27 protein-coding genes are annotated in these 25,093 nt (G+C 74.3%); 9 read left to right on the top strand and 18 right to left on the bottom strand.

Features of this window, described 5'->3' with window-relative positions:
• Window positions 1-39 precede the first annotated feature (39 nt).
• Entirely contained in the window at window positions 40-1,008 is a 969-nt protein-coding gene (locus AB0G11_RS12025; protein WP_357585553.1) for a rod shape-determining protein, read from the top strand.
• A 7-nt stretch (window positions 1,009-1,015) separates the two neighbouring features.
• Here the strand turns inward: AB0G11_RS12025 and AB0G11_RS12020 are convergent, their stop codons facing one another.
• The 11 genes from AB0G11_RS12020 to AB0G11_RS11970 form a co-directional block, all read right to left on the bottom strand.
• Entirely contained in the window at window positions 1,016-1,960 is a 945-nt protein-coding gene (locus tag AB0G11_RS12020; protein ID WP_357585551.1) for a hypothetical protein, read from the bottom strand.
• Window positions 1,957-4,653, bottom strand: coding sequence for an SMC family ATPase (locus tag AB0G11_RS12015; RefSeq protein WP_357585549.1), 2,697 nt, complete (start codon window positions 4,651-4,653; stop codon window positions 1,957-1,959). Before AB0G11_RS12015 ends, AB0G11_RS12020 begins: the two co-directional genes overlap by 4 nt.
• On the bottom strand, window positions 4,653-5,792 hold the full coding sequence (locus AB0G11_RS12010; RefSeq protein ID WP_357585547.1) for an exonuclease SbcCD subunit D: 1,140 nt from the start codon (window positions 5,790-5,792) through the stop codon (window positions 4,653-4,655). The genes AB0G11_RS12015 and AB0G11_RS12010 overlap by 1 nt, the downstream gene beginning before the upstream one ends.
• Window positions 5,793-5,807: 15 nt before the next feature.
• Window positions 5,808-7,595, bottom strand: a complete 1,788-nt coding sequence (locus AB0G11_RS12005; protein WP_357585545.1) for an ATP-binding protein — start codon at window positions 7,593-7,595, stop codon at window positions 5,808-5,810.
• Between the two features lie 72 nt (window positions 7,596-7,667).
• Window positions 7,668-8,054, bottom strand: coding sequence for a hypothetical protein (locus AB0G11_RS12000; protein WP_357585543.1), 387 nt, complete (start codon window positions 8,052-8,054; stop codon window positions 7,668-7,670).
• Window positions 8,051-9,322 carry a hypothetical protein gene (locus tag AB0G11_RS11995; RefSeq protein ID WP_357585541.1) on the bottom strand — a complete coding sequence of 424 codons (1,272 nt, stop codon included), beginning with the start codon at window positions 9,320-9,322 and terminating at the stop codon, window positions 8,051-8,053. The genes AB0G11_RS12000 and AB0G11_RS11995 overlap by 4 nt, the downstream gene beginning before the upstream one ends.
• Window positions 9,319-10,455, bottom strand: a complete 1,137-nt coding sequence (locus AB0G11_RS11990) for a hypothetical protein (RefSeq protein WP_357585539.1) — start codon at window positions 10,453-10,455, stop codon at window positions 9,319-9,321. The genes AB0G11_RS11995 and AB0G11_RS11990 overlap by 4 nt, the downstream gene beginning before the upstream one ends.
• Window positions 10,456-10,576: 121 nt before the next feature.
• On the bottom strand, window positions 10,577-10,813 hold the full coding sequence (locus AB0G11_RS11985; protein ID WP_357585537.1) for a hypothetical protein: 237 nt from the start codon (window positions 10,811-10,813) through the stop codon (window positions 10,577-10,579).
• A gap of 13 nt (window positions 10,814-10,826) precedes the next feature.
• Window positions 10,827-11,822, bottom strand: a complete 996-nt coding sequence (locus tag AB0G11_RS11980) for a hypothetical protein (RefSeq protein WP_357585536.1) — start codon at window positions 11,820-11,822, stop codon at window positions 10,827-10,829.
• Between the two features lie 34 nt (window positions 11,823-11,856).
• Window positions 11,857-12,567: a ubiquinone/menaquinone biosynthesis methyltransferase gene (locus AB0G11_RS11975; protein WP_357585534.1), complete on the bottom strand. Its 711-nt coding sequence runs from the start codon at window positions 12,565-12,567 to the stop codon at window positions 11,857-11,859.
• On the bottom strand, window positions 12,554-13,645 hold the full coding sequence (locus AB0G11_RS11970) for a hypothetical protein (RefSeq protein ID WP_357585532.1): 1,092 nt from the start codon (window positions 13,643-13,645) through the stop codon (window positions 12,554-12,556). Before AB0G11_RS11970 ends, AB0G11_RS11975 begins: the two co-directional genes overlap by 14 nt.
• 221 nt (window positions 13,646-13,866) lie before the next feature.
• Here AB0G11_RS11970 and AB0G11_RS11965 point away from each other — a divergent pair, with 221 nt between their 5' ends.
• Window positions 13,867-14,958, top strand: coding sequence for a histidine kinase (locus AB0G11_RS11965; RefSeq protein ID WP_357585530.1), 1,092 nt, complete (start codon window positions 13,867-13,869; stop codon window positions 14,956-14,958).
• Window positions 14,955-15,599: a response regulator transcription factor gene (locus AB0G11_RS11960; RefSeq protein ID WP_219516749.1), complete on the top strand. Its 645-nt coding sequence runs from the start codon at window positions 14,955-14,957 to the stop codon at window positions 15,597-15,599. Before AB0G11_RS11965 ends, AB0G11_RS11960 begins: the two co-directional genes overlap by 4 nt.
• Before the next feature lie 31 nt (window positions 15,600-15,630).
• Here AB0G11_RS11960 and AB0G11_RS11955 read toward each other — a convergent pair whose 3' ends face one another.
• Window positions 15,631-16,857 (bottom strand): MFS transporter, encoded by a 1,227-nt coding sequence (locus AB0G11_RS11955; protein WP_219516736.1) that lies wholly within the window; start codon window positions 16,855-16,857, stop codon window positions 15,631-15,633.
• A 132-nt stretch (window positions 16,858-16,989) separates the two neighbouring features.
• Here AB0G11_RS11955 and AB0G11_RS11950 point away from each other — a divergent pair, with 132 nt between their 5' ends.
• Complete coding sequence (locus AB0G11_RS11950) at window positions 16,990-17,541, top strand: CGNR zinc finger domain-containing protein (RefSeq protein WP_308126144.1); 552 nt, start codon at window positions 16,990-16,992, stop codon at window positions 17,539-17,541.
• Window positions 17,542-17,549: 8 nt separating this feature from the next.
• Here the strand turns inward: AB0G11_RS11950 and AB0G11_RS11945 are convergent, their stop codons facing one another.
• The 5 genes from AB0G11_RS11945 to AB0G11_RS11925 all read right to left on the bottom strand — a co-directional run bounded on the left by AB0G11_RS11945 (window position 17,550) and on the right by AB0G11_RS11925 (window position 20,418).
• Complete coding sequence (locus tag AB0G11_RS11945) at window positions 17,550-17,906, bottom strand: DUF1330 domain-containing protein (protein ID WP_219516728.1); 357 nt, start codon at window positions 17,904-17,906, stop codon at window positions 17,550-17,552.
• A 37-nt stretch (window positions 17,907-17,943) separates the two neighbouring features.
• The gene (locus AB0G11_RS11940; protein ID WP_219516725.1) at window positions 17,944-18,312 is read right to left on the bottom strand and encodes a nuclear transport factor 2 family protein; all 369 of its coding nucleotides are present in this window, start codon (window positions 18,310-18,312) and stop codon (window positions 17,944-17,946) included.
• Window positions 18,313-18,388: 76 nt separating this feature from the next.
• Entirely contained in the window at window positions 18,389-18,760 is a 372-nt protein-coding gene (locus tag AB0G11_RS11935; RefSeq protein WP_357585528.1) for a hypothetical protein, read from the bottom strand.
• 11 nt (window positions 18,761-18,771) lie between these two features.
• Complete coding sequence (locus AB0G11_RS11930) at window positions 18,772-19,686, bottom strand: RNA polymerase sigma-70 factor (RefSeq protein WP_357585526.1); 915 nt, start codon at window positions 19,684-19,686, stop codon at window positions 18,772-18,774.
• A gap of 153 nt (window positions 19,687-19,839) precedes the next feature.
• A complete protein-coding gene (locus AB0G11_RS11925; protein ID WP_357585524.1) occupies window positions 19,840-20,418 on the bottom strand; it encodes a TetR/AcrR family transcriptional regulator in 579 nt (192 codons plus the stop codon).
• A 91-nt stretch (window positions 20,419-20,509) separates the two neighbouring features.
• On the opposite strand from AB0G11_RS11925, the gene AB0G11_RS11920 reads away from it, so the two are divergent.
• The 5 genes from AB0G11_RS11920 (at window position 20,510) to AB0G11_RS11900 (ending at window position 23,868) form a co-directional block, all read left to right on the top strand.
• Complete coding sequence (locus AB0G11_RS11920) at window positions 20,510-20,875, top strand: DUF4267 domain-containing protein (protein WP_219516704.1); 366 nt, start codon at window positions 20,510-20,512, stop codon at window positions 20,873-20,875.
• 113 nt (window positions 20,876-20,988) lie between these two features.
• Window positions 20,989-21,387, top strand: a complete 399-nt coding sequence (locus AB0G11_RS11915) for an ATP-binding protein (protein WP_219516703.1) — start codon at window positions 20,989-20,991, stop codon at window positions 21,385-21,387.
• Between the two features lie 64 nt (window positions 21,388-21,451).
• Window positions 21,452-22,024 (top strand): helix-turn-helix domain-containing protein, encoded by a 573-nt coding sequence (locus AB0G11_RS11910; RefSeq protein ID WP_357585522.1) that lies wholly within the window; start codon window positions 21,452-21,454, stop codon window positions 22,022-22,024.
• A complete protein-coding gene (locus AB0G11_RS11905; RefSeq protein ID WP_357585520.1) occupies window positions 22,021-23,316 on the top strand; it encodes an MFS transporter in 1,296 nt (431 codons plus the stop codon). Before AB0G11_RS11910 ends, AB0G11_RS11905 begins: the two co-directional genes overlap by 4 nt.
• A gap of 111 nt (window positions 23,317-23,427) precedes the next feature.
• Entirely contained in the window at window positions 23,428-23,868 is a 441-nt protein-coding gene (locus AB0G11_RS11900) for a VOC family protein (protein WP_246646630.1), read from the top strand.
• Between the two features lie 43 nt (window positions 23,869-23,911).
• Here the strand turns inward: AB0G11_RS11900 and AB0G11_RS11895 are convergent, their stop codons facing one another.
• Window positions 23,912-25,084, bottom strand: a complete 1,173-nt coding sequence (locus tag AB0G11_RS11895; RefSeq protein WP_357585518.1) for a hypothetical protein — start codon at window positions 25,082-25,084, stop codon at window positions 23,912-23,914.
• Window positions 25,085-25,093: the final 9 nt, after the last annotated feature.

Here is a 25,093-nt window from a genome sequence, read left to right as displayed (position 1 = left end):
TTGGTGTTGCCTTGACCCGATGGCGGGCAGATTCCGGTCATGGTGAGCCCGCTCGGCCGGGATCTCGCGATCGATCTCGGCAGTGTCAGCACCCAGATCCACGCACGAGGCCGGGGCATCGTGCTCAACGAGCCCACGGCCGTCGCGCGAAGTCCCGAGACGGGCCGGGCCGTCAGGTTCGGCGCCCAGGCCGTCTGCTGCGGCGACACCTGCTGGCCGGTGCGCGGCGGCATGCCGGGAGACCCCGAGCTGGCCCGGCTCCTCATCCGCCACTTCGTGCACAGGGTGCACAAGTTCACCAGGCCGCGCCTGGTCATGGCCCTGCCCGACGGCTGCTCGCCGATCGTCGCGCGGACGCTCGGCGACCTGGCGTACGAGGCCGACGCGCGCGGCGTGGTCCTCGTGCCGCACGCGCTGGCCGTGGCCCTCGGGGCCGGAGTGGCGCTGGACGAGCCCGCCGGCGCGATGGTCGTCGACATCGGCCCCGGCCTCACCAGGATCGCCGTCCTGGCGGGCGGCGACGTGGTGACGGCCGCGTCCACCGGCGTCGGCGGCGACGACATGAACCGCGCCATCACCCGCCTCGTCGAGCACCGGCACGGCATCCTCATCAGCGAGAGCGAGGCCGAGGCGGTCAAACGCGACGCCGGCACCGCCTGGAAGCCGCTGCACCGCCAGGTCCTCGTCCACGGCCACGACCCGGAGACCGGGTGCGAGCGCGTGGTCGCGGTCCCGGTGCACGACCTCTACGAGGCGACCAGGCAGCCGGTCGACGCGATCGTCCGGGCCGCCGCCCAAGCCGTGGAGCACTGCCCGCCCGAACTGGCCGCCGACCTCGGCGAGCGCGGCGCCACACTCGCGGGCGGCGGCTCCCTGCTGCGCGGCCTCGCCCGGCGGCTGCGCACCGCCCTGGCCATCCCGGTCCGCCGCGCCGACCAGCCGGTCGAGACCGTCGCCCTGGGCCTGGCCCGCTACGTCGACCGCCGATGGCCCGGACGCACGCCCTAGGCCGGGTCTACTCCTGTGAGGCCGTGCGCAACGCCCGGTAGAGCAGGCGCGGATCGCCCAGATGGTGGCGCAGCAGCTTCTCCAGGCCGCCGATCGGGACGAGGTTCTGCGGGGCGCGCGGGTCCTTGTAGTCGACGCCCGCCAGCGGCGGCAGCGCCAGCGTGAGCTCGTCGGCCAGCCGCGTCACCTGGGCGGGCTCCAGCTCGGCGCTCGCCTCGCACCGCGCGATCCCCGCCCACGGGGTCGAGGAGCGTACCGGAAGCCGGACGTACCAGGCGTGCCGCCGCCAGCTCGTCCCCATGAGGAACACCGGCGTGCGCTCCCCCGGCGCGAGCGCCGACACGACCGCCGACTGCGGCGGCGGCAGGTAGGCGGTGTGGTGGGTCTTGATGTAGCCGACCGTGTTGGGCAGGTGGGTGCGCCCGCGCAGCGGCCCGTCGACCAGCAGCAGGTCACTCGTGCCGGCCCGGTGCCTGACGGCCAGGTCCACCTCCAGCTGGGTCACCTGGCGCTGGAGCGCCAGCGACAGCTCCTCCATGCTGGAGTCGGCCGCCCGCCCGGGCCGGTAGACGGCGTGCGCCGTCTTGACCTCCGGCGCGTACGGCGACGCGCTGATCAGCGAACGGCCGATCTCGATCGCCGCCAGATCCGCGCCGCCCGGCCCGCAGCGGACGATGCCCGCCGCGAACGAGGCCGCGATGCCCGGCAGCGGCATCGGCGCGTCGGCGTCCGACACCCACACGCGGGCGTCGATCCGCCGCACCCCGTCGGCCACCAGCAGCGTGTCGGGCGCGTCCACGCCGGGGCCCGGCCGGACGGGCTTCCAGTCGGCCGCCGGGTGCTCGACGTCCAGGATCAGCTCGGCGCTCGTCGTGCCCAGCTCCGACAGGGCCTCCACGGCCAGCGCCGCCGCATAGCCCGGATCCCACGGGTCGACGGTGAACCCGGTCATGGGCCCACCCGGCGCACGTGCGAGCCCTCGGTGTCGCGGCTGACCTCGAACCGCACAGGGACGCGCTCCGCCAGCGCCGGGACGTGCGTGACGACGCCCACCATGCGCTCCTGGCCCGAGGCGAGCCGTTCGAGCGTGGTGGCCACCGTGTCGAGCGTGGCAGGGTCCAGGGTGCCGAATCCCTCGTCCAGGAAGATCGACTCCAGCCCCCGGGCGACCGTGCCCGACAGCGCCAGGGCCAGCGCCAGCGCCGCCTGGAACGTCTCGCCGCCCGACAGCGTGCGGGCGCTGCGCCGCATCCCCGCCTCCGCGTGGTCGATCACCTCGATCTCGCTGCGGCTGCCCAGGACGAGCTCGTACTGCCCGTCGGACAGCTCCCGCAACGTGTCGGACGCGGTGGCGACCAGCAGCGCCAGCGCCTCGGCGCACAGCCAGCGCTCGAACGCGTTGGCGCGCAGCCGCAGGTCCAGCTCGTGCGCCACCTGGGCCGCCTGGTCGTGCTCGGTCACCTCCGCGGTCAGCTCGGCCACCTTCGCGCGATCCTCGCGGATGCGCTCCAGCGCCGCCTCCGACCTGGTCACGGCCGCCGCCACCGCGGCGGCGAGCTGGTCCGGTCCCCCGGCCCCACCTCCCGGTACGGGGACGCCGTGGGCGGTGAGGCGGTCGAGGAGCGCGGCCCGTTCGGCGTCACGCCTGGCCGCCAGCTCGGCCAGGGCCCGCTCCGTCTCGTCGACGACCACCCGGGTGGCGATGCCCGCCTGGTTGCGCCACTCGATCAGATCGCTCCAGGCGTGATGCAGATCGGCCCGGTCCACCGGTGGCGGCGCCTCCGCGTGCCCGCCCAGCGTGAGCAGCCGGTCCCGGGCGGCCTCCAGGGCGCGCCAGGCGTCCTCGCCCTGCCGCGCCGCCCGCACCGCGCGCGTCCGTGCCTGCTCCAGCCGGGTCCGGCAGCCCCGCGCCGCCGCCCGCGCCTCCGCGGCCACCTTCTCCGCCTTCCCCATGTCGGCCAGCCGCGCCTCGATGAACCCCCGGACCACGTCGCCACGCGGCCCCCGTGAACCCTCCACAGGGACGGCACCCCGTACGGACCGGCCACCCCCCGAAGAGACCGCCCCACCGGAAGGGGCGGTGTCCTCTGGGGTGGCGGCGTCGGACCCCAGGCCGGCACCGCCCGAAGGGGCGGCGCCGCCTACGGGGCGGGCGCCCTCCGGGGAGGCCACCCCGCCGGACGCGGAGGCCCCACCGGACGCGGTGGTTCCGTCGGGGTTGGTGGGGGTGGGGAGGCCGTAGGGGCGGAGGGGGTGGAGGGCGGCGGCGCAGGCGGCGCGGTGGTGGGCGAGGTCGGCGTCGAGGCGGGCGGCCTGGTCGGCGAGCATCGTGGCGGACGTCTCGGCCTTGCCGTGCTCGGCCCGCGCCTGGTCGGCGTCGCCGCGGGCGACGGACACGGCGCGCTCGGCCGTACCGAGGTCGGACAGGGCGCCGTGGCTGGGCGGGTCGGTGACGGGGCGCAGGCAGACGGGGCAGGGGTCGCCGGCGGTCAGGCGGGCGGCGAGCCCGGCGCCCGCGTGGGCGTCGCGGAGCCGGTCGCGGGCGGTCTCGGCGGCGGCGAGCCGGTCGCGGGCCTCGGCGAGGCGGGCGGCGAGCGCGGGGACGCGGGCGGCCGTCTCGGCGGCGGTGGCGTGCGCGGCGGCGGCGGCCCGTTCGGCGCGGTCGAGGGCGTCGAGGGCGGCCAGCGCGGCGACGAACGCGGCGCGGTCGCCCAGGCCGGCGAGCGCCGCCTCGGCGGCCTGTTCGTCGGCGGCGAGCGTGGCGGCCTCGGCCTCCAGCGCGGTGACGGCGTCGGCGGCCTCGCGGGCGGTGGCGGCGAGGGTGGGCACCTCGGGCGGCATGGTGAGCGAGCGGAGCGCGGTGATGCGGTCGGTGAGCGCGGCGAGCGCCTCGCGGGTGCGCTGGTGTTCGGTGTCCCTGGCGCGCAGCAGCTCAAGGTCGGCGCCGATGCCGTCGGCGAGCGCGCGCAGCGAGCCGGCGCGCTCCCGCGCCTCGCGCTCGGCCTCGTCGGTGGCGCCGGACAGCTTGGCGAGCTGGTTGCGGGCGAAGGTGGCCGCCTGCCTGGCCTGCTCCTCCTCGGCCGCCGCGCGCTGCCGGATGCGGTCGTAGACGTCGGCGTCGAGCAGCTGGACGAGCAGGTCCTGGCGTTCGCGGGGGGCGGCGTGCAGGAACTCGGCGAAGCGGCCCTGGGGCAGCACCACGCACTGGGTGAAGAACCGGTATTCGAGCCCGGTGACGCGCTGGACCTCGGTGGTGACGTTCTCGCCTTCGGCGACGGGCCTGGCGACCTCGTCGAAGCCGGTGGCGCCGGGGGCCAGCTCGTCGAGCCTGGCCTCCTTGGTGCGCACGGTGCCCTTGCTGTCGCGGACCAGGGCGCGCACGACGCCGTAGCGGCGTCCGCCGCTTTCGAAGACGAGGCCGACCTTGCCGGCGGCGGCGGAGGGGGCGAGCGCGTGGGCGATCACGTTCTCCTTGCCCCAGCGCGGGACCGTCCCGTACAGGGCGAAGCAGAGGGCGTCGATGATCGTGCTCTTGCCCGCGCCGGTGGGACCGACGAGGGCGAAGTAGTCGGTGTCGGCGAAGGAGATCTCGGTCGCGCCGCGGAAGCTGCCGAAGCCTTCGACGTGCAGCAGCAGGGGTCGCATCAGCCGGTCACCTCGTCGTGCAGGCGGTCGAACAGGGTGGCCACGCGCTCGTCCTCGCGCCCGGAGTCGGCGAGGTAGGCGCGGAACAGCTCGCGCGGGCTGCGGGCGGCGGAGCCCGGCCTGCGTACGGCGTGCACGGGCCGGAACCGTTCGTCGATCACCACGTCGACGGCGCCGGGCAGCAGTTCGCGCACCTGGTCGGCGAGGCCGACGCGGGGTTTCTCCTCGACGACCACCTTGAGCCAGTCGTCGCCCGCCTCGACGGTCTCCAGTTGTTCCAGCGTGCCCCGTACGGTGCGGAGCCGGCGGGCGCCGGGGAAGGCGACCTCGCGGACCACGGCGGGGCGGCCGGGGGCGACGTCGACGAGCAGCGCGCCGGGCTCGTTGCCCTCCTCGCCGAAGTCGACGGCGATGGGCGAGCCGCTGTACCAGATCGGGCAGGGGCCGGGGATCTGCTGGCGGCGGTGCAGGTGGCCGAGGGCGGCGTACTGGGTGGCGGGCGGGAAGGCGGTCGGCTCGAAGTAGTAGGAGAAGATCGACTGGGCTTCGCGTTCGCCGCCGCCGAACCGGCCGCCGGGCAGGGTGCCGTGGGTGGTGATCAGGTTGACGGTGTCGCCGGTGAAGCTCGCGGTGAGCGCGCCGATGAGCTCGCCGATGCGGGCGGCGTAGTCGCGGTTGTGCTCGGCGGCGGTGCCGGTCAGCACCTCGGCGGCGCGCACCACGTAGCGGTGGGACAGGAAGGGCAGCACGGCCAGCCGCACCGGCTCGCCGGAGCGCGCGGTGAAGGAGAGCGTGCCCCCGGCGTCGGGACGGCGGAAGGCGCCCACGACGTGCAGGCCGAGCGCGCCGAGCACCGGCCGGTAGACCTCGAACAGCGGCGCGCTGTCGTGGTTTCCGGCCAGCACCACCACGTCGCGGCCGTCCTCGCGCAGCGCCATGAGGGCGGGCAGCACCAGGGACTGCGCCTCGGGGGTGGGCGCGGAGGTGTCGAACAGGTCGCCGGCGACGATGACGGCGTCGACGTCCTCGGCGCGGGCGGTGGCGACCAGCTCACGCAGCACCTGCCGGTGCTCGTCGGCGCGCGAGCGGCCTTTGAGCACCTTGCCCACGTGCCAGTCGGCGGTGTGCAGGATCTTCACGTGGTCACCTCCTCGTCAGAACGGCGGGATGTCGTCTTCGGGGCCGGGCAGCCCCTGGAACGGGTCCGCCGGGGTCGCGGGGGCCCCGGGTCTCGTCACGGCCACCGCCTCGGAAGGCCGGGTGGCCCAGGCGGGGAAGGGGAACGCGACGGCCAGCGGCACCGGGATCTCCGGCTGGGCCACGAACATGGTGCCGGGTTTGGCGATCGTGGCGCGCTCGCGCACGGCCGGGGGCAGCCAGCCGTACTCGGACCTGGTGGCCTCGGCGGAGTCGAGGCGGCCGGCGACGCGCACGGCGCTGTTGGCGACGATGCGGCGTTCGACCTCGGAGGCGGTCTGCTGGGCTCCGATGAGGATGACGCCGAGGCTGCGGCCGCGCTCGGCGACGTCGAGCAGGATCTCCTTGATGGGCGACTCGCCCTCGCGCGGGGCGTACTTGTTGAGCTCGTCGAGCACCACGAACAGCAGCGGCTTGGCGGTGCCGGACGACTCCTTGCGGTGGAACTCGCCGCGCAGCACCACGCCGACCACGAACCGCTGCGCCCGCTCGGGCAGGTTGTGCAGGTCGACGATGGACACCTGGGCGTCGGAGGTGCGGATGGTGTGGGCGCGGAAGAACGGCAGGTCGCCGCGGACGATGGGCGACAGGGGGCGTACGGCGCTGCGCAGGCGGCGCAGGAAGGCGTTGACGGTGCCGAGGGGCGTGGTCGCGCCGGTCCACTCGTGGCGGGAGGCCTCGTCCTGGAGCTGGTCGGACAGCAGCTCGACCAGGTCGGAGAAGGTGCGGCAGGCGGTGCCCCTGATGCGGACGGCGCCGCCGTCGCCGACGGGCTCGGCCCAGGAGTGCAGCCGGGCTGCGACCTGGCCGACGAGCAGCGAGTAGCCGGCGCGCTCGTCGTCGGCGTCGGCGAAGACGAACCGCAGCAGCTCCTCCTGGCAGAACTCCACCAGGGTCCAGAAGAACGAGCTGACCCCCTGGGTGCGGGCGGAGACGTGGGGGACGCCGTTGGGGTCGCCGGGCCGGGGCGGGGCGAAGACGTGGACGCTGGAGAAGGGCCTGGCGGGCAGCCCGAGCCGCCCGTAGACGCTGCGGGCGGCCTCGTCGAGGCGGCTGTTGTCGTGGTCGAGGAAGAGCAGGTCCTCGCCCTTGACGGAGAAGATCAGCGCCTTGGTGTTGGCCGCCTCGCCGCCGAGCACGCCCGAGTTGAAGATCGAGTAGAGCATGAACGTGGCGAACGAGGTCTTGGTCGCCACGCCGGACACGCCGGAGATCGACACGTGGGCGCCGCGGGTGCCGTCGAGGAAGTCGAAGTTCACGTACAGCGGCTGGCCGTCGCGGCCGGTGCCGATGGGGATGCGGCGGTCCATCACGTCGAAGTAGAGCGCCTGGTCGCGGTCGCCGGCGCCGGCCAGGTAGACCTGCGCGCCGGGCAGCGGCGGCACGAACACCTCGGGCTCGACCCGGGTGACGCGCACCTCGGCGACCTCGACGACGGCGGCGGGCAGCGCGCCGTCGGCGATGAGGAACACGTCGGAGTCGTAGGCGGCGCCCTCGTGGCGGGCCTCGACGGTGCTGACCACGCCCGCCATCAGGACCGGCCCGTGGCCGGGCACCTCGCGCCTGGTCACGACCACGTCGTCGAGCTGGACGACCTTGCCGGGCTCCAGCCCGATCCAGAACGACAGCGGTGAGGCCGACTGCGTGCCGAGCACCCGGCCGACCGCTTCGCCTGCCGGGACCGCCACCGCGGCGCTCGTCACCCCGTTGACCGTCACGTGTCTCTCCACCCCCACCGTCGTCATCCACCGCAGCGTAACCGGCGCCACCGACTATGACGGACAGCTTCGGCGTCCGGCCTGGCCGGGACGGCCGGGCTAGCCGCTGATGAGGGCCTTGGCGGTGAGGGTCTCTTCTCCTGCCGGGCCGGTCAGGCGGATGGACACGTCCCACACGCCGGACATGGTGAACAGCTCGCCCTCGGCGACGAACCGGCCCGGCTCCCGTTCCGCCGCGCTGAGCTCGGGCATGGCGTGGCCCATGTCGGGCATGACCGCCGATAGGGCCAGGCCGTCCGCGTCGCCCGAGGTCACGCGCGTCTCGACGACGACGGCCCCGGTCCTGGGCGGGTCGATCACGACGGTGGCGGTGTAGCGGGAGCCGGCGATGGTCAGGGTCAGCGGCTCGGCGCCCAGGGCTCGACCGGCGACGAAGAGCGCGGCGGCCGCCACCACGAGCGCGGCGAGGGCGATCAGGCGTCTCATCCGGCGGACGCCGATCCGGGTCCGGTCACGTCGACGGTGAAGGGCATGGTCACGATGCGGCCGTCCGTGGCGTGCTGGGCCCAGGCCAGGTACCGTCCCGGGCGGGGGAAGCTGAAGGTGAAGCGGAGGCGGTCCCCGGCCGTGCCCATCTCGTGGACGTGGCCGAGGAATGATCCGTCCTGGTTCCGTACGATCAGGTGGCCGGCCATGCCGAGCCAGGGCCGCACCCGGCCCTCGGCGGGCAGCTCGATCGTCGCCGGGCGGCCCGCGACCGGGGCGGCGGGCCGCAGCGTGGGGGCGACGGTCTCCTCGACGGCGGCGACCGCCGGTTCCCCCTCGACGGCGAAACCTCCGGTGAGGAGCTGGCCGCCGGAGTCCTCGCGTTCCAGCTCGGCGTAGGCGAGGTAGCGGCCGGGGCGGTCGGCGCGCAGCCTGACCTCCAGACGGCCCGGGGCGGTGCGCAGCGGGTGGACGTGGCGGAAGTAGCGGCCGTCCTCGCTGGTCACGACCAGGTGGGCGAGCGCCTCGTGGTGGGAGACGAGGTCGTCGACCGGCCTGCCGGTGGAGCCGTCGGTGAGGTCGACGCGCAGCGTGAACTCCTGACCCGGGGCCGGGGGGGCCGGGGCGGTCTCCATCCGCGCCTGCGCGAACGGGCGGCCGCCCGCCGGCTGGGCGGTGGCGGTCGGGGCGGCGCCGTCGGGCGGGCCGGGCGGCAGCATCGGCTCGAAGACGACGACCATGGCCGCCACCGTCACCCCGGCCGCGGCTCCGGCGGACAGCAGCATCGCCGGGCCGCGCCGCGAGGTCGCGCCGGTGAGCAGGCCGCCCACCAGCAGCAGCCCGGCCGCGAACAGCCCGCCGTAGACGAGGAAGTCCCCCGCCGACCCGCGCTCCACCAGGACGCGGAACGGCACCACCGCGACCTCGCTCCCGGCGCGCAGCGTGAGCTGGTGCGGGCCCGTCTCCTCGACCCTGAGCTCGGTGTACGCGGGCTCCGCCGCGGCCCGTGCCGTGCCCGTGACCGTGTGGCCACCGGTCAGCGAGCGGACCTCCAGGCTCACCTGCAGCCCGTCGGCGCGCTCGTAGGCGACGACGCCGATGCGCAGCGGGCCGGGCACGCGCGACGTCCCCTTGATCACCAGCGTGACCTCGGCGCCCGCGATCGTCTGCGCGATCCGCAGGTCCGCCCCGGCCGTGACGTTGTGCGCGGCGGCCGGAGCGGCGAACACCACCACCAGGACGGCGGCGAGCAGGAACGCCCTGATCATCCTCGCGCGACGCCGGGACGGGACGCGGCGGGACTGTCACCGGCGGCATTGTGGCCGGCGGGATTGTGACCGGCGGGGTCGTCGCCGGCGGCGTTGGGCAGGAACAGCGCGCCGAGCGCCAGGCCGACCAGCCCGGCGACGATGGGCGAGCCGGTCCACAGCTCGGGCACCGTGGGCAGCCGCCCGGCCGCCGCCGAGGCCACCCCCATGTACAGCGACCAGGTCACGAACGCCGACAGCCCGGCGAACGCCCAGTAGGCGCCCCGCCGCCGCGCCGAGGGACGCAGCAACCGGATCAGCACGTCACCGGCCAGCCCGGCCGTCACGAACGAGAGCAGGATCGGCACGTTGCCGAACGCCGTCTGCGCGCCCGGCATCAGGACGGCGATCCCGTACATCACGGTCATGCTGCCGAACGGCAGCTCCCAGCGGCGCACGAGCAGCAGCACCGGAGCCAGCATGATCACGTTGGTCATGACCATCGACGCGGCCAGGTGGCCGGGCATCTCCTCGTTGGAGAAGGCGGCCACGACGCTCTCGCCGTCCCACTGCATCGCGTCGCCGTACGACAGGAACAGCGACACGAGCGTGGTCGCGAACGCCAGCCCGATCAGCGCGGGCAGCAGCCGCCCGAGCGACGGCCGGTCCCCCACGTCCGGCGCCTTCCAGGCCGAGCGGAGCGGGGTGGTGATGATGAGCAGCATCGTCACGATGAGCCCGAGATGCGAGGGGCTGAACAGGATGTCGAGCGAGGTCTCGATGCCGAGCACCGTGTGCCACATCATGTCGGCGAACCCGAACGCGGCGAACGCGGGCACCGCCACCAGCCCGGCCAGGTAGCCCATCGGCACCGCGGCCACCCCTTGCCGCCCGGTGCGGGTGTTGCGGAGCACCTGCCAGATGAGCCAGGCGGACACCGCCGCGAACCCCGAGTAGAACACCGCGTGCCAGGGGGTGAAGAACGTCTCCAGCTCGGCCGAGAGCTGGGTGTGGGCCCAGGCGTCGATCATCAGCCCGACGCCGAACCAGACGCCGAGCAGCGCCGTGACCAGGTCCGTCCGGGGCGATACCCAGGTGCGGGCCTCTCCGGAGTCCGCCAGTAATCGCTTGATGCCGGCGTTCGTCGTGGCCATCTGTTGCCCCCTTCTCCCGTCCACCGAGCGCGGAGATCGTGTCAGACGGGAGGTCAGCCGCGCATAAAGCCCGGTGAGCTGCCTGTTTACGGCCCGGCCGGAACACCGGGCCGTACGTTCGTCAGTACTGGACCCACAGGTTGTAGAGGCCGGGCGCCATCCAGTTGGTGGGGATGACGGTCTCGCAGTAGTACGAGCTCCAGGTGTGGTCGGCCGTGCCCTGGTTGCCGAACCACTGGCACTGGTCGGGCCAGCCGTAGGAGGCGTGCTTGACGTAGGAGGCGGCCTGGGCGGGGGCGGACGTGGCGACGAGGGCGGCCGCGGTCAGGACGAGCGCGGCTGACAGACGCGACTTCATGAAAGAAAGTTAACTAATTAGCGGGGTCCGGGCAATGCCCTCCGGGGCGTGGGTGCGGGGTCCGGGCAATGCCCTCGAAGGCTCCATCGGCCAGGGCCGCGCGCAGCCGTTCGTAGGCCGGGGCCAGCGCGCGCAGACCGGCCGCGAGCGCGGCGTCGTCCCCGGTCACGACGGGGAGTTGCAGCGCGCCCACGAGGCGGGCCTGTTCGGCGGCGACGGCGGCGCCCTCCGCCAGGCCCAGCGAGGCCAGGCAGGCGGCCAGGTCGTTCGCCCGGCGGGCGCCGACGCGCACGGCGAACGCCCCCAGGAGCTCCCGCGCCTGCGGGTCGAGCCGCCCCTCGGCCACCAGCTCGGCGGTCCGTTCCGCGGCCTCCGCCTGGCCCAGCGTGCCGGGGGCGACGGGCACGTCCGTCCGGCCGCCCAGCCAGGCGAGCGCCGCGGGCAGCGAGCGGCGCAACGCCTCCTCGGGGCTCACCCGGGCCTCCCGTACGAAGGCGGAGCGCATGGCGAACGGCCGGGGCAGGTAGCTGATCAGCTCGCCCCGCCACGACTCGGCGAACTCCGCGACCGGGAGGGTGGCGTACGGGTAGCCCTGCGGGTCGTGCACGAGCACGGTGTCGTCCGTGACCTCCAGCACCACCAGGTAGTGGTCGGCGCCGACCGCCTGCCCGGAGCCGGGCTGGTAGCGCAGCAGCCCCAGCTCCAGCGGCCCGGCCAGCACCGGCCCCGCCGCGCAGGCGCGGCGCAGGCGCTCGACGGCCTCGTCCGCCGAGCCGCCGTCCTCGCGCGCGCACGACCAGCCCAGCAGCTCGATCGCGGTGTCGAGCCCCTGCTCGGGATCCCAGCCGAACGGGTCGAACAGCGGCAGCCGCCCGCTGATCAGCTGCATCCCGTACGGGGAGCCGGTCAGCACCTCGACGACCGAGGCGGAGGGAGCCTCGTCGCCGAGGATCATGGCCAGCGAATTGGCGTAACAGTAGGGGCCGGAGCCCACATAAGGAATCGACATGCCGGCCACCTTGCCGCCTGACACGGTGTCAGCCTCAAGCCGGCGGCTTCCGGGCAGAGATGATCATGTTGGTCCCGAAGAACTTCTTCCTCCACGCGACCGACTCGAAGCCGGCCCGGCGGAGCACGGCGGCGACCTGCTGCGGCGTCATGAAGCCGAGCGTCGACTCCTTCAGATACGCGTACGACTCGCGGTCCCCGGCGACCGCCTGCCCGAGCAGGGGGATCATCATCCGGACGCCCAGCTCCACCGGATAGCGCAGCGGCCCGCGCGGCGGGCAGGTCTCCAGGATGACGACCCGGCCGCCCGGCCTCAGCACCCGGTGCTGCTCCCTCAGCACCCGCTCGGCGTCCTCCACGTTGCGCAGCAGGTAGCCGTGCGTGACGGCGTCGAAGCTCGCGTCGCCGAACGGCAGGTCGTTGGCGTCCGCGTACTGCCAGGTGACGCCCTCGGCGCCCGGTTTGCGGGCCGCCTCCTGGAGCATCCGCCCGGAGAAGTCCACGGCGTGGACGGTCGCGTCCGGATGCCGGTCCCGTACGGCGAGGGCGATGACGCCGGTGCCGGTGGCGATGTCGAGCAGGCTTCCCCCCGGCGGGAGGTGCGCGCCCGCCGCCACCTCACGGCACCACGCGGCGTGCCGCCCGAGCGTCATGATCCGGTTCATCCGGTCGTAGTAGCCGGTGATCCTGTCGAACGTCCGCTGGACCTCCAGGCCCTTGGGCGACGGCGTTTCATGCGACGGCAACTGCGGCACTCCTCGGTTTCTCGGCGGTTCTGCGGCGCGCCCAGTAGGCGAACACCGCGGCCCCCAGCAACGGACCCCAGATCGGGCACGGGAACATCACGACGAACAGGACGCCGTCCAGCCACGAGCCCATCTGGACGGCTCCGGCCAGCACCCCGGGAGCCGAGACGGACAGCGCGACCGCGCCGAACACGCCCGGCCCGACGGCCAGCATCACGGGGACGGGCCGCCCGCCCAGCCGGGGCACCCATCGCGGCACGGTCTCGCCCCACCGGCTGATCAGGCCGAGCGTCAGCACGAGGGCCAGGACGGCGCTCAGGCCGATCAGGAACCCCTGGATGCGGGTGGCCGCGTCGCCGGCCTCCACGGCGATCAGCGTGATGTGGCCGGTGCGCGGGTCGAAGCCGCCGAGCGGCCACGGCGTCGCCCACGTCAGCCGCGTCACCCCGTACGGCACGGGACAGAGGGCGGCCGCGATCGTGACCGCCCTCCCCCACCCCGGGACCGCCGCCTTCCGCTCGCGCGCGAACGAGCCGTAGGCCAGCCACGCCCAGCCGACCGCGGCGATCGCCATCGCCCACGACCAGGCGATCCGCCCGCCGAACTCGCCGAACCCGGAGGCCACGTTGACCAGGTAGCGGGCGACCGCGTCGGTCATGGTGAGCGACGCGACGAGCCCGGCCGGGAGCAGCACCGCCAGCACGTACGCGACGGGCCTGCGGCGGACGCAGCCCACCGCCACCAGTCCGGCGATCCCCAGCAGGGCGGCGGGGATCAGGGCGTACCCGACGGACGACAGCACCGAGGCGTCGGACATCACCAGGAGGAAGAAGGCGCTCAGGACCCCGGCGACCGCGCCGGCGAGCCTGGGCCAGGACCGGACGCCGAGCGCCACCAGCACCCCCAGCACGCCGGCGGCCGCCATCAGGCCCACGCCCGGCCCGCGTTCGATCCAGTGGTTGACGCCCACCGTGACCTTGGCCGCCGCGCCGTACGGATAGCTGCCGGGGACGAACCACCACAGGGCGGCCACCGCGAGTGTCGCCGCGGAGATCGCCGATGCCGTGAGACGACGCATGATCACCTCCCCCCGATCCCGGACTCACCGGCCGAGTCTGTCCACCGGCCCGGCCCGGCGGATCCCCCGCCGGGGGGATCTGTGCGGGCGGGGACATGCGGTGTGTCGTGCGGTCTTGTGGTTGCGCTCTTCATGACTGTGAGGCTCACAGCCCGGCGGCGGGCGGACATCCCCCAGGTGGGGGAAGGGGCGGCCCGGCGTCCCGGGCTAGCATCGCCGACGTGAGCCGACATGCCGGACGCGCCGTGCGGGCGGTCCTCTACCAGGTGCTGGGCGCGGCGCTGCTGACCCCGGTCGCCGTGGTGCTCGGCCTGCTCGTCCTGGGCGAGCCGACGCCGGCACGCGTCCTGGTGCTGTGGGCGGCGTGCCTGCCCGCCTCGGTGCTGCTCGCCCTCGCGCCGCTGGTGCGGCGCATCGAGATCGCCGCCCTGGCCGAGCTGCTCGACGTCCGGGTCTCCGAGCGGGCCGACCGCGTCTACCTGGTGGCGCTGACGAGCCTGCACCTGTACGGGGGCGCGACGCTGGGCGCGGGCGTGCTCATGCTGTCGCCGGGACTGGTCCGGCTGGGCGATCCGGCGCTGTGGCGCGACAGCCCCGCCGTCCAGGCCGAACCGCTGGCCGCCCTGCTCGCGCTGGCCGCCGCCATGGTCGCGGCCGGGTTCGGGCAGCGGTGGGCGGCACGCCGCCTGCTGCGCGCCGAGCCGTCCCGCAAGCTGGAGGAGCTCGGCCGCCGCCAGGCCCTCGCGCTGGAGCTGCACGACGCCGTCGGGCACGCGCTCAGCGTCGTCCTGGTGCAGGGCATGGCCGCGCAGGCCGCGCTCCAGCGGCCCGGCCCGCGCGCCGAGCACGCCACCCGCTCGCTGGACCACCTGCTCGACACCGCCCGTGCCGCCCAGGAGGACCTCGACGTGCTGCTCGGCGTCCTCGGCGACGGCGAGGCGGCCCGCACGCCCACGCTCGACTCGCTCGACACCCTCACCCGCGGGCTCGACGTACAGGTCACGACCGGCCCCCTCGGCCGCGTCCCTCCGGCCACCTCCCGCACCGCCTACGCCATCGCCCGCGAGGCGCTCACCAACGCCCTGCGCCACGGCTCCGGCCCCGTCACGCTCGACGTCGGCACCGACGCCACCGGCGAGCTGGTGCTGACCGTCGAGAACGCCACCACCGGCGCCCCCGGCACCACCGGGCCCCTGGCCGGGCCCCGGCGCGGCCTCACGGGCATGCGCATGCGCGCCCGCCTCGCCGGCGGGACGTGCACCACCGGGCAGGCCGGGACGACCTGGCGCGTCGAGGCGAGGCTGCCGCTGTGATCCGCGTCGTCCTGGCCGACGACGAGCCGCTGATCCGCGAGGGCTGGGCCGCCATGCTCTCCCTCCACGACGACCTCACGGTCGTCGGCCAGGCCGCCGACGGGCAGGAGGCCGTCGAGGCCGGCGCGGGCGCCGACGTCGTGCTGATGGACATCCGCATGCCCCGCATGGACGGCCTCGCCGCCACCGTCGAGCTGACCCGCCGCTCCCCCGCCACCCGCGTCGTCGTCGTCACCACCTTCGAGAACGACCAGCTCGTGTGGGCCGCCCTGCGCGCCGGAGCCGCCGGGTACGTGCTCAAACGCGCCCCGGCCGGCGAGCTCGTGGAAGCCGTCCGGCTCGTGCACTCGCGGCGCGCGGTGCTCTTCCCCGACGCGCTGCGCCGCATCGCCTCCCCGCACCACGGCAGCGCCCGGCCGCGCCGCCCCGTCACGCTGACGCCCCGCGAGCTGGAGGTGCTGCGGCACATCACCCTCGGCCAGGCCAACCCGGAGATCGCCGCCGCCCTGCACGTGTCCCGCGAGACGATCAAGACCCACGTGACCAACGTCCTGGACAAGCTCGGCGCCCGCGACCGCACCCACGCCGCCGTGCTGGCCTACGAACTCGGCCTGATCCTCCACGGCGTCGATCCCCCGTGACCCGGTTGACCTCCGATCCGCCGCCCGGGGTTCAGGCCGGATGCGGGGGTGGGTCGAGGGCGGCGGGGGTGGCGATCTTGAGGAAGGGCACGACGACGAGCAGGGCGGCGACGGCGAAGAGGGCGAAGGCGGCGCGGATGCCGAGCCATTCGGCGAGGAGCCCCACGAGCCCGGCGCCCAGCGGCATGGCGCCCCAGCTGAACAGGCGGGCGGCCGCGTTGTAGCGGCCGAGTACGCCGGGGTCGACGAGGCGCTGGCTGAGGGTGCGGGAGTTGACGGTCCACAGGGTGCCGCCCATCCCGCCGAGGAAGGCGCCGAGGCCGACGATCCACAGGTCGGTGGTGAGGACGGGGGCGGCGACCATCGCGGCGGTGCCGATGAGGTCGGCGAGCATGGCCCAGCGGCGGCCCAGCAGGCGGTTGACGGTGGTCACGGTGAGCGCGCCGACGAGTCCGCCCGCGCCGAGGGCGCTCAGCAGGAAGCCGTACTCGCTCGCGTCCAGGCCCATGAGCCGGGTGGCGACCAGCGGGATGAGCGCCAGCCAGGCGCCCCAGCAGGCGGACAGCACGCTCAGGGCGAGCGCCATCAGGCGGAGCAGCGGCTGCTGCCACAGGCAGCGGAGTCCTTCGGCGATGCGCTGGTTGACGGTGGCGTCCGGGCGTTCGCCGGCCGGTCGCGGCCTGAAGCGGCCGGCCAGGAAGACCAGGACGACGGTCCCGATCAGGTAGCCGGCGCCGGTCCAGCCGAGGGCGGCGGCGGACCCGGCGGCGATGAGGAGGCCGCCGACGAAGGGTCCGCAGAACTCGTTGCACACCGTCTCGGCCCCGGCGACCCAGGCGTTGGCGCGTTCGCGCCCGGCGGGGGCCACGGCGGCCGGGACGAGGGTCGCGGCCGAGGTGAGGGCGACGACCTCGGCGATCCCGAGGGCGAGACCTCCGGCGTAGAGGGCGGGCAGGGTGACGCCGCCGGTGAGGGTGAGGGCGAGCAGCCCGGCGACGACGAGGATGCGGGCGGCGTCGGCCAGCCACAGCAGCAGGCGCCGGTCGAAGCGGTCGACGAGGACGCCGACGTGCAGGGCGATCAGCAGCCACGGCAGGGTGAGGGTGAGCCCGACCCCGGCGACCTGTGCCGGGGAGTCGGTCAGCCGGGCCGCCATCAAGGGCAGCGCCATCTTGGTCACGCCGTCGGCCAGGTTCGTGATCGCCGTGAAACTCACCAGCACCGCGGTGTTGCGCCCGCTGCGATCCGCCTTCAGCACGCCGTCCACCATGTAACCCCCTATCAGCTATAGGTGGTTATCTTGCCCGGAATGAGGCGACGGCACCAGGGGTGATAACTGGTAAATTCGGTTAGCAGGTTATCCAGGCGGGGTCCCGGAAGGTGATGCGGCGTGATCGAGCCCACTCCGGCCGCCCAGCTGATCAAGGCGTTCGTCAACACCGTCGACCTGGAGAACGGGCAGGACGACGTGGCGAGCCCGGACGAGCTCGCCCGCTGGCTGGCGGCCCGCCAGCTCGGCCCGGCGTCGCTGCGGCTCACCGACGAGGAGCACGCCGTCTTCCTGGAGCTGCGTGCCGGGTTCCGGGAGGCGCTCGATCCCGGCCATCCCGTGTTCCCGCACCGCCTGGCGCGGGCCGACGCGATCCTGGCCGACGTGCCTCTCCTGGTCACCGTGACCCGGGCCGGGCCGGAGCGGCCGCTCGCGCCCGCCCCCGGCCTGCCCGAGGCCCGTACGGCCCTGGCGCGGCTGGCCGTGGCGTGGGCCGAGCTGGTGCTGACCGGCCAGATCCACCGGCTCAAACGGTGCGCCGAGCACACCTGCCAGGGCGCCTTCTGGGACTCCTCCAGGAACCACAGCCGCCGCTGGTGCTCGATGCGCCTGTGCGGCAACCGCACCAAGGCCCGCCGCTACGCCGCCCGGCAGCGCCCCCAGCACCCCTGAGCAGGGCTTCAGGTGGCCGCGCCCCCGGCTGCCGCCTCGCGCACCGCGCTCGCGGCGGCGACCGGCCGGTAGCCGTCGGGGACGCCCTCAACCACGATGATGTCGCCCTCGATGTGCCGCGAGCGCATCGGCGCGATCTCCCGGTACTCGGGCGAGTCCCACCACGCCCGCGCCCGGGCCGCGTCGGGGAAGGCGAGCATCACGACCGCTCCCGGCCACCGGCCGTCCAGCACCTCGTGCTCGGTTGCGTGCACCAGGTAGCGGCCGCCGTACGGCTCGAAGGTGCCGGGCAGGCGCTCCATGTACTCGGCGATCTCCGGGTGCGGGGCGGCGTCCTGAAGGTGGGCGATGACGTACGCGGTCATGATTCCTCCTGTGTTGTCCGGTTCAGACGGGAGCGGGTCAGGCCTGGGCCGGCACCTTGTCCAGGAAGCCGAGCACCTGGCTGATCCGCCCGTCCGCGCCGAACACCGCGACGTCGAAGCCGACGGCGACCGGCTCGGCGCCCTCCGGGCCCAGGTGCCAGGTGAACCGGGCGATGTCGTGGTGGGCGTCCACGGCGCCGCCGAGGCTGAAGACGAGCCCGCCGAACTGCGCCTGCACCGCGGCGATGGTGGCGTCCAGCCCGTCGATGCCGCGCACGGAGACCAGCGGGTCGGTGTAGCCGGCGTCCTCGGCGAAGACCTCCTCCAGGGCGGCCCGGCGGGCGGCGGCGTCGGTCTCGTTCCAGGCGGCCAGGTAGCGCTGGACCAGCTCGTTCGTGTCGCTCATGTTCGTCTCCTCAGTGGTCGTGCTCTCTTGTGACCACCACGTTAGGGAGACGGCGACGACGCGGAATCTGACGTGCTTAGGTACTTTCTCCCCTGCTTTCGGTACGCATCCGGGCCAGGGTCAGCAGGCTGAGCCCGAACATCAGGACGCCCAGCGGGACGTGGAGCGGGGTCATGCCCGCGATGCCCAGCGCGACCTGCGCCGACGCGAGGACGAGGAAGCCGGCCGCGTACAGGATGGGGCGTGGCGTGCCGCCGCCCGGACGCCAGGCCAGGATCGCGGCGATCACGTACAGCACGGTCGCGCCGTACATCACGGGTGATCCGATGTGGTGCAGCTCCGAGCCGCGGGAGGACATGAGGATCCCGGCGGTGGCCGCCTGGAAGAAGATGCTCAGGGTCTGCAGCGCGACTGCGATCTTGAGGATGGCGGGGCCGTGCACGGTCATGCCGGGGCCTTTCATCGGAGGGTGAGCGAGGTCTCGGAGGCGACCCGGGTCAGCTTGTGCGGGTTGCGGACGTAGTAGAGGCCGGTGATGCGGCCGTCCTCGACGCGGGTCGCGAGCACGCCGTCGAACGCGCCGTCCAGGTGGACGAGCAGCGCCGGGTTGCCGTTGACCACGGTGGCCTCGCAGGTGATCGCCGCGCGCACCACGGCGGCCTCGCCCAGGTAGAAGCGGACCACCTTCTCCGCGCCGACGACCGGCCGGGGCGCGGCCAGTTTCACGCCGCCGCCGTCGCTGACCAGGACAACGTCGGGGGCGAGCACGTCCAGGAGGATCCGCAGGTCCCTGGTCTCGAGCGCCCGCTTGAACGTCTCCAGGACCGCCTGGGCCTGGCCCGGGGAGACGGTCTCGCGCGGGCGGCGGGCCTCGACGTGCTTGCGGGCCCGGTGCGCGATCTGGCGGACGGCCGCGGCGCTCTTGCCGACGGCGGCGGCGATCTCGTCGTAGCCGACGTCGAAGACCTCGCGCAGCACGAAGACGGCGCGCTCGGTCGGCGAGAGGCTCTCCAGGACGAGCATCAGCGCCATCGACAGGCTCTCGGCGAGGTCGGCGTCCTCGGCCACGTCCGGCGTGGTGAGCAGCGGCTCGGGCAGCCACGAGCCGATGTACGTCTCCTTGCGGCGTTTCATCGTGCGCAACCGGTTGAGCGACTGCCGGGTGACGATCCGGACGAGGTAGGCGCGCCGGTCCGACACCTGCCCGAGGTCCACCTTGATCCAGCGCAGCCAGGTCTCCTGGAGGACGTCCTCGGCGTCGGCCGCCGACCCGAGCATCTCGTACGCGACCGTGAACAGCAGGTTGCGGTGGGCGACGAAGGCCGCGGTGGCGGCATCCACCGGGTCCGTCGTCGCCTCGTCGTGCTCGTTCATCGCTCGCTCCCGCCGGTTCGTCTCTCGTCCTGCTCCGCGCACAGGACACCGGTCCTCCCGGCCGTGTGACACCCCGGCCCGGTGGCGTACGTCACAGGACCCCGCTGTCACACAGCCAGGATCGCCGGTGCCTCATGGCCGTCAAGGACGGCGTCACGGGCTCGCCATGAACCGGGCCAGGAGGAGGGCGAGACGGTGCTCGTGGAACTCGCGGGGGATGCGGCCGCCGCGCATCAGCGTCACCAGGCCGTGGAGTGCCGCCCAGAGTGTCTCCGCCAGCAGCGCGGGTTCGTCGCCGTGCGCGTACGGGCGGACGGCCTCGGCGAACTCGCCGAACGCGGCGTGCAGGGCGGGCGGGGCCTCGGGGGTGGCGAAGGGCAGGTCGACGCGCTGGCTGAACATGGCGTCGTAGAGGGCCGGCCGCTCCTCGGCGAAGGTCACGTACGCGGCGGCGAGCGCGGCGACGGCGGCCTCGGGGCCGGAGGCGGCGAGGCGGGCGGCGCGCAGGTCGGCGGCCATCTCGGTGATGCCTTCGAGGGCGACGGCGGTCACGATCGCGTCCTTGCCCTTGAAGTGGCTGTAGAGGACCGGCTGGCTGTATTCGACCTGCTCGGCGAGCCGCCGGGTGGTGACGGCCTCCCAGCCCTCGGCCTCGGCCAGCTCCCGGGCTGCGGTGACGATGAGTTGCTCCCGGTGGGCGCGTTCGCGTTCCTTGCGGCTCTGGATGGACATGCTCCCGAATCTAGCACCGCTAGCGCTTGTGTCGATGCTCTGCTAGCGTCGTCCTCGTTCCTAGCGCTGCTAGTTTTTCTGGAGTCACGACATGCTCACCACCGTCGCGTACGGCCTGGCCATCGTTCTCAACCTGCTGTGCCTGCTCATCGGGGCCCGGTTCCTGCTCACGCCGCACGCCGCCGCCACGGGCTACGGGGTGCCCGCCACGACCGACCGCGCCTACCTGACGATCAAGGGCCTGCGCGACGGCACGTACGGACTGGTCGGCCTGGCCCTGCTGGCCTTCGCCGGGCCCCAGGCCGAGGCCTGGTTCATGCTGGTCGTCGCCCTGGTGCCGCTCGGCGACACCCTCGTCGTGCTGCGCAACGGCGGCACCAAGGCGGTCGCGTTCGGCATCCACTTCGCCACCGCCGTGCTCGTACTGCTCTGCGCGGGCCTGCTGTTCGCCGTCTGATGACGCCTTCTTCCGTGCTGAATCGTGCTGAAGAGGGCGGGCCGGCACGCCACCGGGCATGCCGGCCACCGTTTCGGGCATGGGAAGATCACGCGGTGAAAGGCAGGCCCGACATGATTCCCGGATTCCGGATGCAGTGGCCGATCACCTCAGAGCTGGCTGTGCTGCGCGAACGGGTGCACGCCTTCGGGACGAGCGCCGGGCTGTACGGGCAGCGCCTGCAGGACCTGGTGATCGCCGCCCACGAGGCCGCCGTCAACGTGCTACGGCACGGCGGCGGCCGTGGCTTCCTGATCGCGTGGCGCGACGCCCACGGAGTCAGCCTGGACGTGGTCGACGCGGCCGGCACCCTGACCGAGGCCCACCTGAGGAACGCCAGGCCCGACCCCGACCGGGGCGGCGGCGTCGGGTTGCTGCTGGTGCGCACCCTGTGCGACGAGGTCCGCGTGGAGCACGAGGCGGGCAGCGCCCGGCTGCACCTGCGCATGCGCACCACCCCCCAGCCCCACTGACCAGCACGGGCAAGATTCACAAGAACTGTTGCACAACACCTCTTGTACATGTAGCTTGACCGGCATGTCCGAATTCCAGCGTGCGATCACGGATGCCCGGGTGCTCGCCGCCATGACGCACCCCGTCCGCCGCCGCCTCCTCGACCTGCTCAAGCTCGACGGCCCCAGCACCGCCAGCGTGCTGGCCGAACAGACCGGGGAGGCCGTCGGCAACGTCAGCCACCACCTGCGCGCCCTGGCCGCCGCCGGCCTCATCGAGGAGGCCCCCGAGCTCGCCCGGGACCGCCGCGAACGCTGGTGGCGCCGCATCGTGCCCACCCTGTCCTGGTCCTCGGCCGACTTCGACGGCGACGCGTCGGGCGAGGCGATCGCGCGGGCCGCCGACTCGCTCAACCTCGACCGCCAGACCGGCCACGTCCGGCGCTGGGCCGACCAGCCGCAGGACGTGCAGGCCCGCTGGCCGCTCGGCCCCTTCTCGGCCGAGGGATGGCTGCGGGTGACGGACGAGGAGCTGGCCGAGTTCGCGGCCGAGATCACCGAGGTGATCACCCGGTGGTCCGAGCGGAGCGTGCCCGACGACGGCCGCGAGCGCGCCACCGTGTTCACCTTCGCCCGCGCCGTCCCCGCCCGCCCGTGAGCATCCCGCGCCGTCCCCGTCTCGGGTTGCTGGCGCAGCGCGACTTCCGGCTGCTGTGGATCGGGGAGAGCGCCAGCAGCCTGGGCAGCTCCGTCACCTCCGTCGCGCTGCCGCTGGTCGCGGTCACCGTCCTGGACGCCTCCCCGCTCGCGGTCAGCCTGCTGGCCGCCGCCGCCTGGCTGCCGTGGCTGCTCATCGGCCTGCCCGCCGGGGTCTGGGTGGACCGGCTCCCCCGCCGCCGGATCATGCTGGCCGCCGACTGGGCGTCGCTGGCCGCCTTCCTCAGCATCCCGGCCGCGGCACTGCTCGGCGTGCTGACAGTCGGCCACCTGATCGCCGTGGCACTGGCCGCCGGCACCGCCAAGGTGTTCTTCGCCACCGCCTACCGCGCCTACCTGCCCACCCTGGTCGACGCCCCCGACCTGCTGGAGGCCAACGCCAAGCTCCAGGGCAGCGAGCAGGTGGCGAACCTGGCCGGCCCCGGCGTCGCCGGACTGCTCGCCCAGGCGTTCTCCGCGATCGGCGGCCTGCTCGTGGACGCGGCCAGCTTCGCCGTCTCCGCGATCTGCCTCATGCGGATCAGACGCGCCGAGACCGTGACCCGCCCGCCTCGGCGGCGGCTGCGCAACGACATCCGCCAGGGCCTGCGCCTGGTCGCCCGCGACCGGCTGCTGCGCGGCAACACCCTGTACGGCTGCGCCGCCAACCTGGCGCTGACCGGCTACCAGTCGCTGATCGTCGTCTTCCTCGTCACCGACCTCGGGCTCGCCCCGGCACAGACCGGCGTCCTGATCGCCGCCACCAGCGCGGGCGGGATCGCCGGAGCGGCACTGGCCAGACCCCTGGCCGCCAGGCTGGGCAGCGCCAGAGCAGTGCTGGCGGCCAAGGCCGGGCTCGCACCCTTCGGGCTGCTCATCCCGCTCGCCGACCAGGAGCTCGGGATGGCGCTGTTCGTCACCGGCAGCATCGTCATCGTCGGCGGCATCGTGGCCGGCAACGTGATCTTCTCCGGTTTCGTCCAGAGCTACGTGCCCGGCGAGCTGATGGGCCGGGTCACGACCAGCGTCCAGGTCGTCAACTACGGCGCCATCCCGCTCGGCGCGCTGCTGGCCGGCGCACTGGCGGAACTGGCGGGCGTACGGGCCGCGCTGTGGGCGATGCTGGCCGTGTTCGTGGCCAGCGGCGTGATCCTGCTCCTCACGCTGGGCCGCCGCCGCGAACTGCCCACAGGCCGCCTGACCTGGGCCGGAGGAGCGCCCACCTGCGCGGGAAGCGTTACGACCGGCGCGTGACGGGGCACTCCCAGGTCACAAGCTCGCAGACGATGTCGAGAACGGCCTGGCAGCTCCGTCCCAGGGGCGCATACGGCCACCGCGGCCCGTATCCCACCAAGGAGACCCAGCATGACGATCCAGCGGATGGACAACGTCCTCATCATCGTCGACGATCTCGACGCCGCCGTCGCGTTCTTCGTCGAACTCGGCATGGAACTGGAGGGCAGGGGGCCGATCGGGGGCGCGTGGGTGGAGAACGTGCTCGGCCTCGACGACGTCCAGCAGGAGATCGCGATGCTCCGCACGCCGGACGGTCACGGGCGGATCGAGCTGGGGATGTTCTTCACGCCGAAGGCGATCAGCGCCGAGCCGAAGATCGCGCCGGCGAACACGCTGGGCATCCGCCGCATCATGTTCGCCGTCGACGACATCGAGGACGTCCTGTCCCGGCTGCGCGCCCGCGGCGCCGAGCTCGTCGGCGAGATGGCGCAGTTCGAGGACAGCTACCGGCTCTGCTATGTCCGCGGCCCCGAGGGCATCATCGTCGGCCTGGCCCAGCAACTCAGCTGAGCTCCCGGGCATGAGGGGGTGCGGGCAGGTCGCGCCGGCGCGCTCAACGCCGTTCCTCTTCTGCTGGGTCTGCTGTGACGGGGGTCAGGTCGTAGTCGAACCAGGTGAAGCGGGGGCGTCCGGCCAGGACCAGGTAGAGGGCGTCGTGCGAGGCGGGAGCCCCGGCGGCGGCCTCCAGCAGCCCCTCCCTGATGGCCCGGACCGGGCGGCAGAACAGGCCGGCCCCCGCCGCGGCCGAGCACACGTGCTGGGCGACCGCGCCGGCCGTCCGCAGGAGGGCGCGGTAGCCGGCCGGCCCGCTCGCCCGCACCGCCGAGCCGACGTCGGCGGCGATGAGCAGCGCGAGGTTGGTCCCGCCGACGTCGAACTGGGTGCGGGGGTAGCTGTAGGCGGCCTGCACGGCGGCCATCGCCGCCCCGGCCCGCCCGGTCACGGGGCTCAGCGGGGCCGGCACGTACCAGCCGTCCGCCAGCCCCGTCACGTTGCGGACCGCCAGGCGGCACCACACCCCGCCACCGGCCGCCGGGGAGCCCGGCGGCGGATCGGCGACCGCGGCGGCGAACGCCCGCGCCGCCTCCTCGGGCAGGGGGCGCGGATCGGCGGAAAGACCCCGGGGACCGAGCCCGGCGCTGCGCCGTGCCCCGCCCGCGACCGCCTGTCCCGGCCTGGCCGGCACGCCGGGAGCCAGGGTGACGCCGGCCGGCCCGTACGCCACGGTGAGCGGCAGCGCCGCGGCGTGCTCGGCCACCGCGGCGGCCAGGTGGCCGGTCTCCAGCTCCGCCAGCGCGTCGGCGAGCTCGCCGTAACCGGGACGGAGCCGTTCCGGCCGCTGCGCCAGGTCCAGCCACACGGTCCCGGCCGGCGCCGGCGGCGCCGCCCCCACCAGCTCGCGCCGGACCGGGTCGAGACGCCACCGCCCCCGCTCCGTCCGCACCCCCACGTCCACCAGGTACGCGGCGCGCGGGGACGGGTAGGCGCGGTGGTCGTTGTACGGGTTGTACGGCTCCCAGCGCTGCGGGGTCAGGGCGGAGATCAGCAGCTCCGCCACGGCCGCGCCGAACTCCCCCCACGCCGCCAGGTCGCGCAGCGGGGTGCGCGTCCCCTCCCCGGCACGGGCGGGCTCACGGTGCACGGCCGCGCCCGGGACCGGGGCCTTGCCCGGCCCGTGCGCGTAGGCGGCGGCCAGCGCCAGGGCAACCTCGTCGTGATGCGCCACGGCGACTCC

Source organism: Nonomuraea sp. NPDC023979, assembly GCF_040639085.1.
Taxonomy (GTDB): Bacteria; Actinomycetota; Actinomycetes; order Streptosporangiales; family Streptosporangiaceae; genus Nonomuraea; species Nonomuraea ceibae.
This window is presented reverse-complemented; position numbering and strand designations above follow the sequence as displayed.

Coding starts and splice junctions, on each gene's coding strand:
- AB0G11_RS12020 (WP_357585551.1), bottom strand. CDS start 1,960: ATGACCGGGTTCACCGTCGACCCGTGGGATCCGGGCTATGCGGCGGCG.
- AB0G11_RS11935 (WP_357585528.1), bottom strand. CDS start 18,760: ATGACCGTGCACGGCCCCGCCATCCTCAAGATCGCAGTCGCGCTGCAG.
- AB0G11_RS12000 (WP_357585543.1), bottom strand. CDS start 8,054: ATGAGACGCCTGATCGCCCTCGCCGCGCTCGTGGTGGCGGCCGCCGCG.
- AB0G11_RS12005 (WP_357585545.1), bottom strand. CDS start 7,595: ATGACGACGGTGGGGGTGGAGAGACACGTGACGGTCAACGGGGTGACG.
- AB0G11_RS11930 (WP_357585526.1), bottom strand. CDS start 19,686: ATGAACGAGCACGACGAGGCGACGACGGACCCGGTGGATGCCGCCACC.
- AB0G11_RS11995 (WP_357585541.1), bottom strand. CDS start 9,322: ATGATCAGGGCGTTCCTGCTCGCCGCCGTCCTGGTGGTGGTGTTCGCC.
- AB0G11_RS11985 (WP_357585537.1), bottom strand. CDS start 10,813: ATGAAGTCGCGTCTGTCAGCCGCGCTCGTCCTGACCGCGGCCGCCCTC.
- AB0G11_RS12015 (WP_357585549.1), bottom strand. CDS start 4,653: ATGCGACCCCTGCTGCTGCACGTCGAAGGCTTCGGCAGCTTCCGCGGC.
- AB0G11_RS11900 (WP_246646630.1), top strand. CDS start 23,428: ATGACGATCCAGCGGATGGACAACGTCCTCATCATCGTCGACGATCTC.
- AB0G11_RS11910 (WP_357585522.1), top strand. CDS start 21,452: ATGTCCGAATTCCAGCGTGCGATCACGGATGCCCGGGTGCTCGCCGCC.
- AB0G11_RS11940 (WP_219516725.1), bottom strand. CDS start 18,312: ATGAGCGACACGAACGAGCTGGTCCAGCGCTACCTGGCCGCCTGGAAC.
- AB0G11_RS11925 (WP_357585524.1), bottom strand. CDS start 20,418: ATGTCCATCCAGAGCCGCAAGGAACGCGAACGCGCCCACCGGGAGCAA.
- AB0G11_RS11990 (WP_357585539.1), bottom strand. CDS start 10,455: ATGGCCACGACGAACGCCGGCATCAAGCGATTACTGGCGGACTCCGGA.
- AB0G11_RS11945 (WP_219516728.1), bottom strand. CDS start 17,906: ATGACCGCGTACGTCATCGCCCACCTTCAGGACGCCGCCCCGCACCCG.
- AB0G11_RS12025 (WP_357585553.1), top strand. CDS start 40: ATGGTGAGCCCGCTCGGCCGGGATCTCGCGATCGATCTCGGCAGTGTC.
- AB0G11_RS11920 (WP_219516704.1), top strand. CDS start 20,510: ATGCTCACCACCGTCGCGTACGGCCTGGCCATCGTTCTCAACCTGCTG.
- AB0G11_RS11970 (WP_357585532.1), bottom strand. CDS start 13,645: ATGCGTCGTCTCACGGCATCGGCGATCTCCGCGGCGACACTCGCGGTG.
- AB0G11_RS11980 (WP_357585536.1), bottom strand. CDS start 11,822: ATGTCGATTCCTTATGTGGGCTCCGGCCCCTACTGTTACGCCAATTCG.
- AB0G11_RS11915 (WP_219516703.1), top strand. CDS start 20,989: ATGATTCCCGGATTCCGGATGCAGTGGCCGATCACCTCAGAGCTGGCT.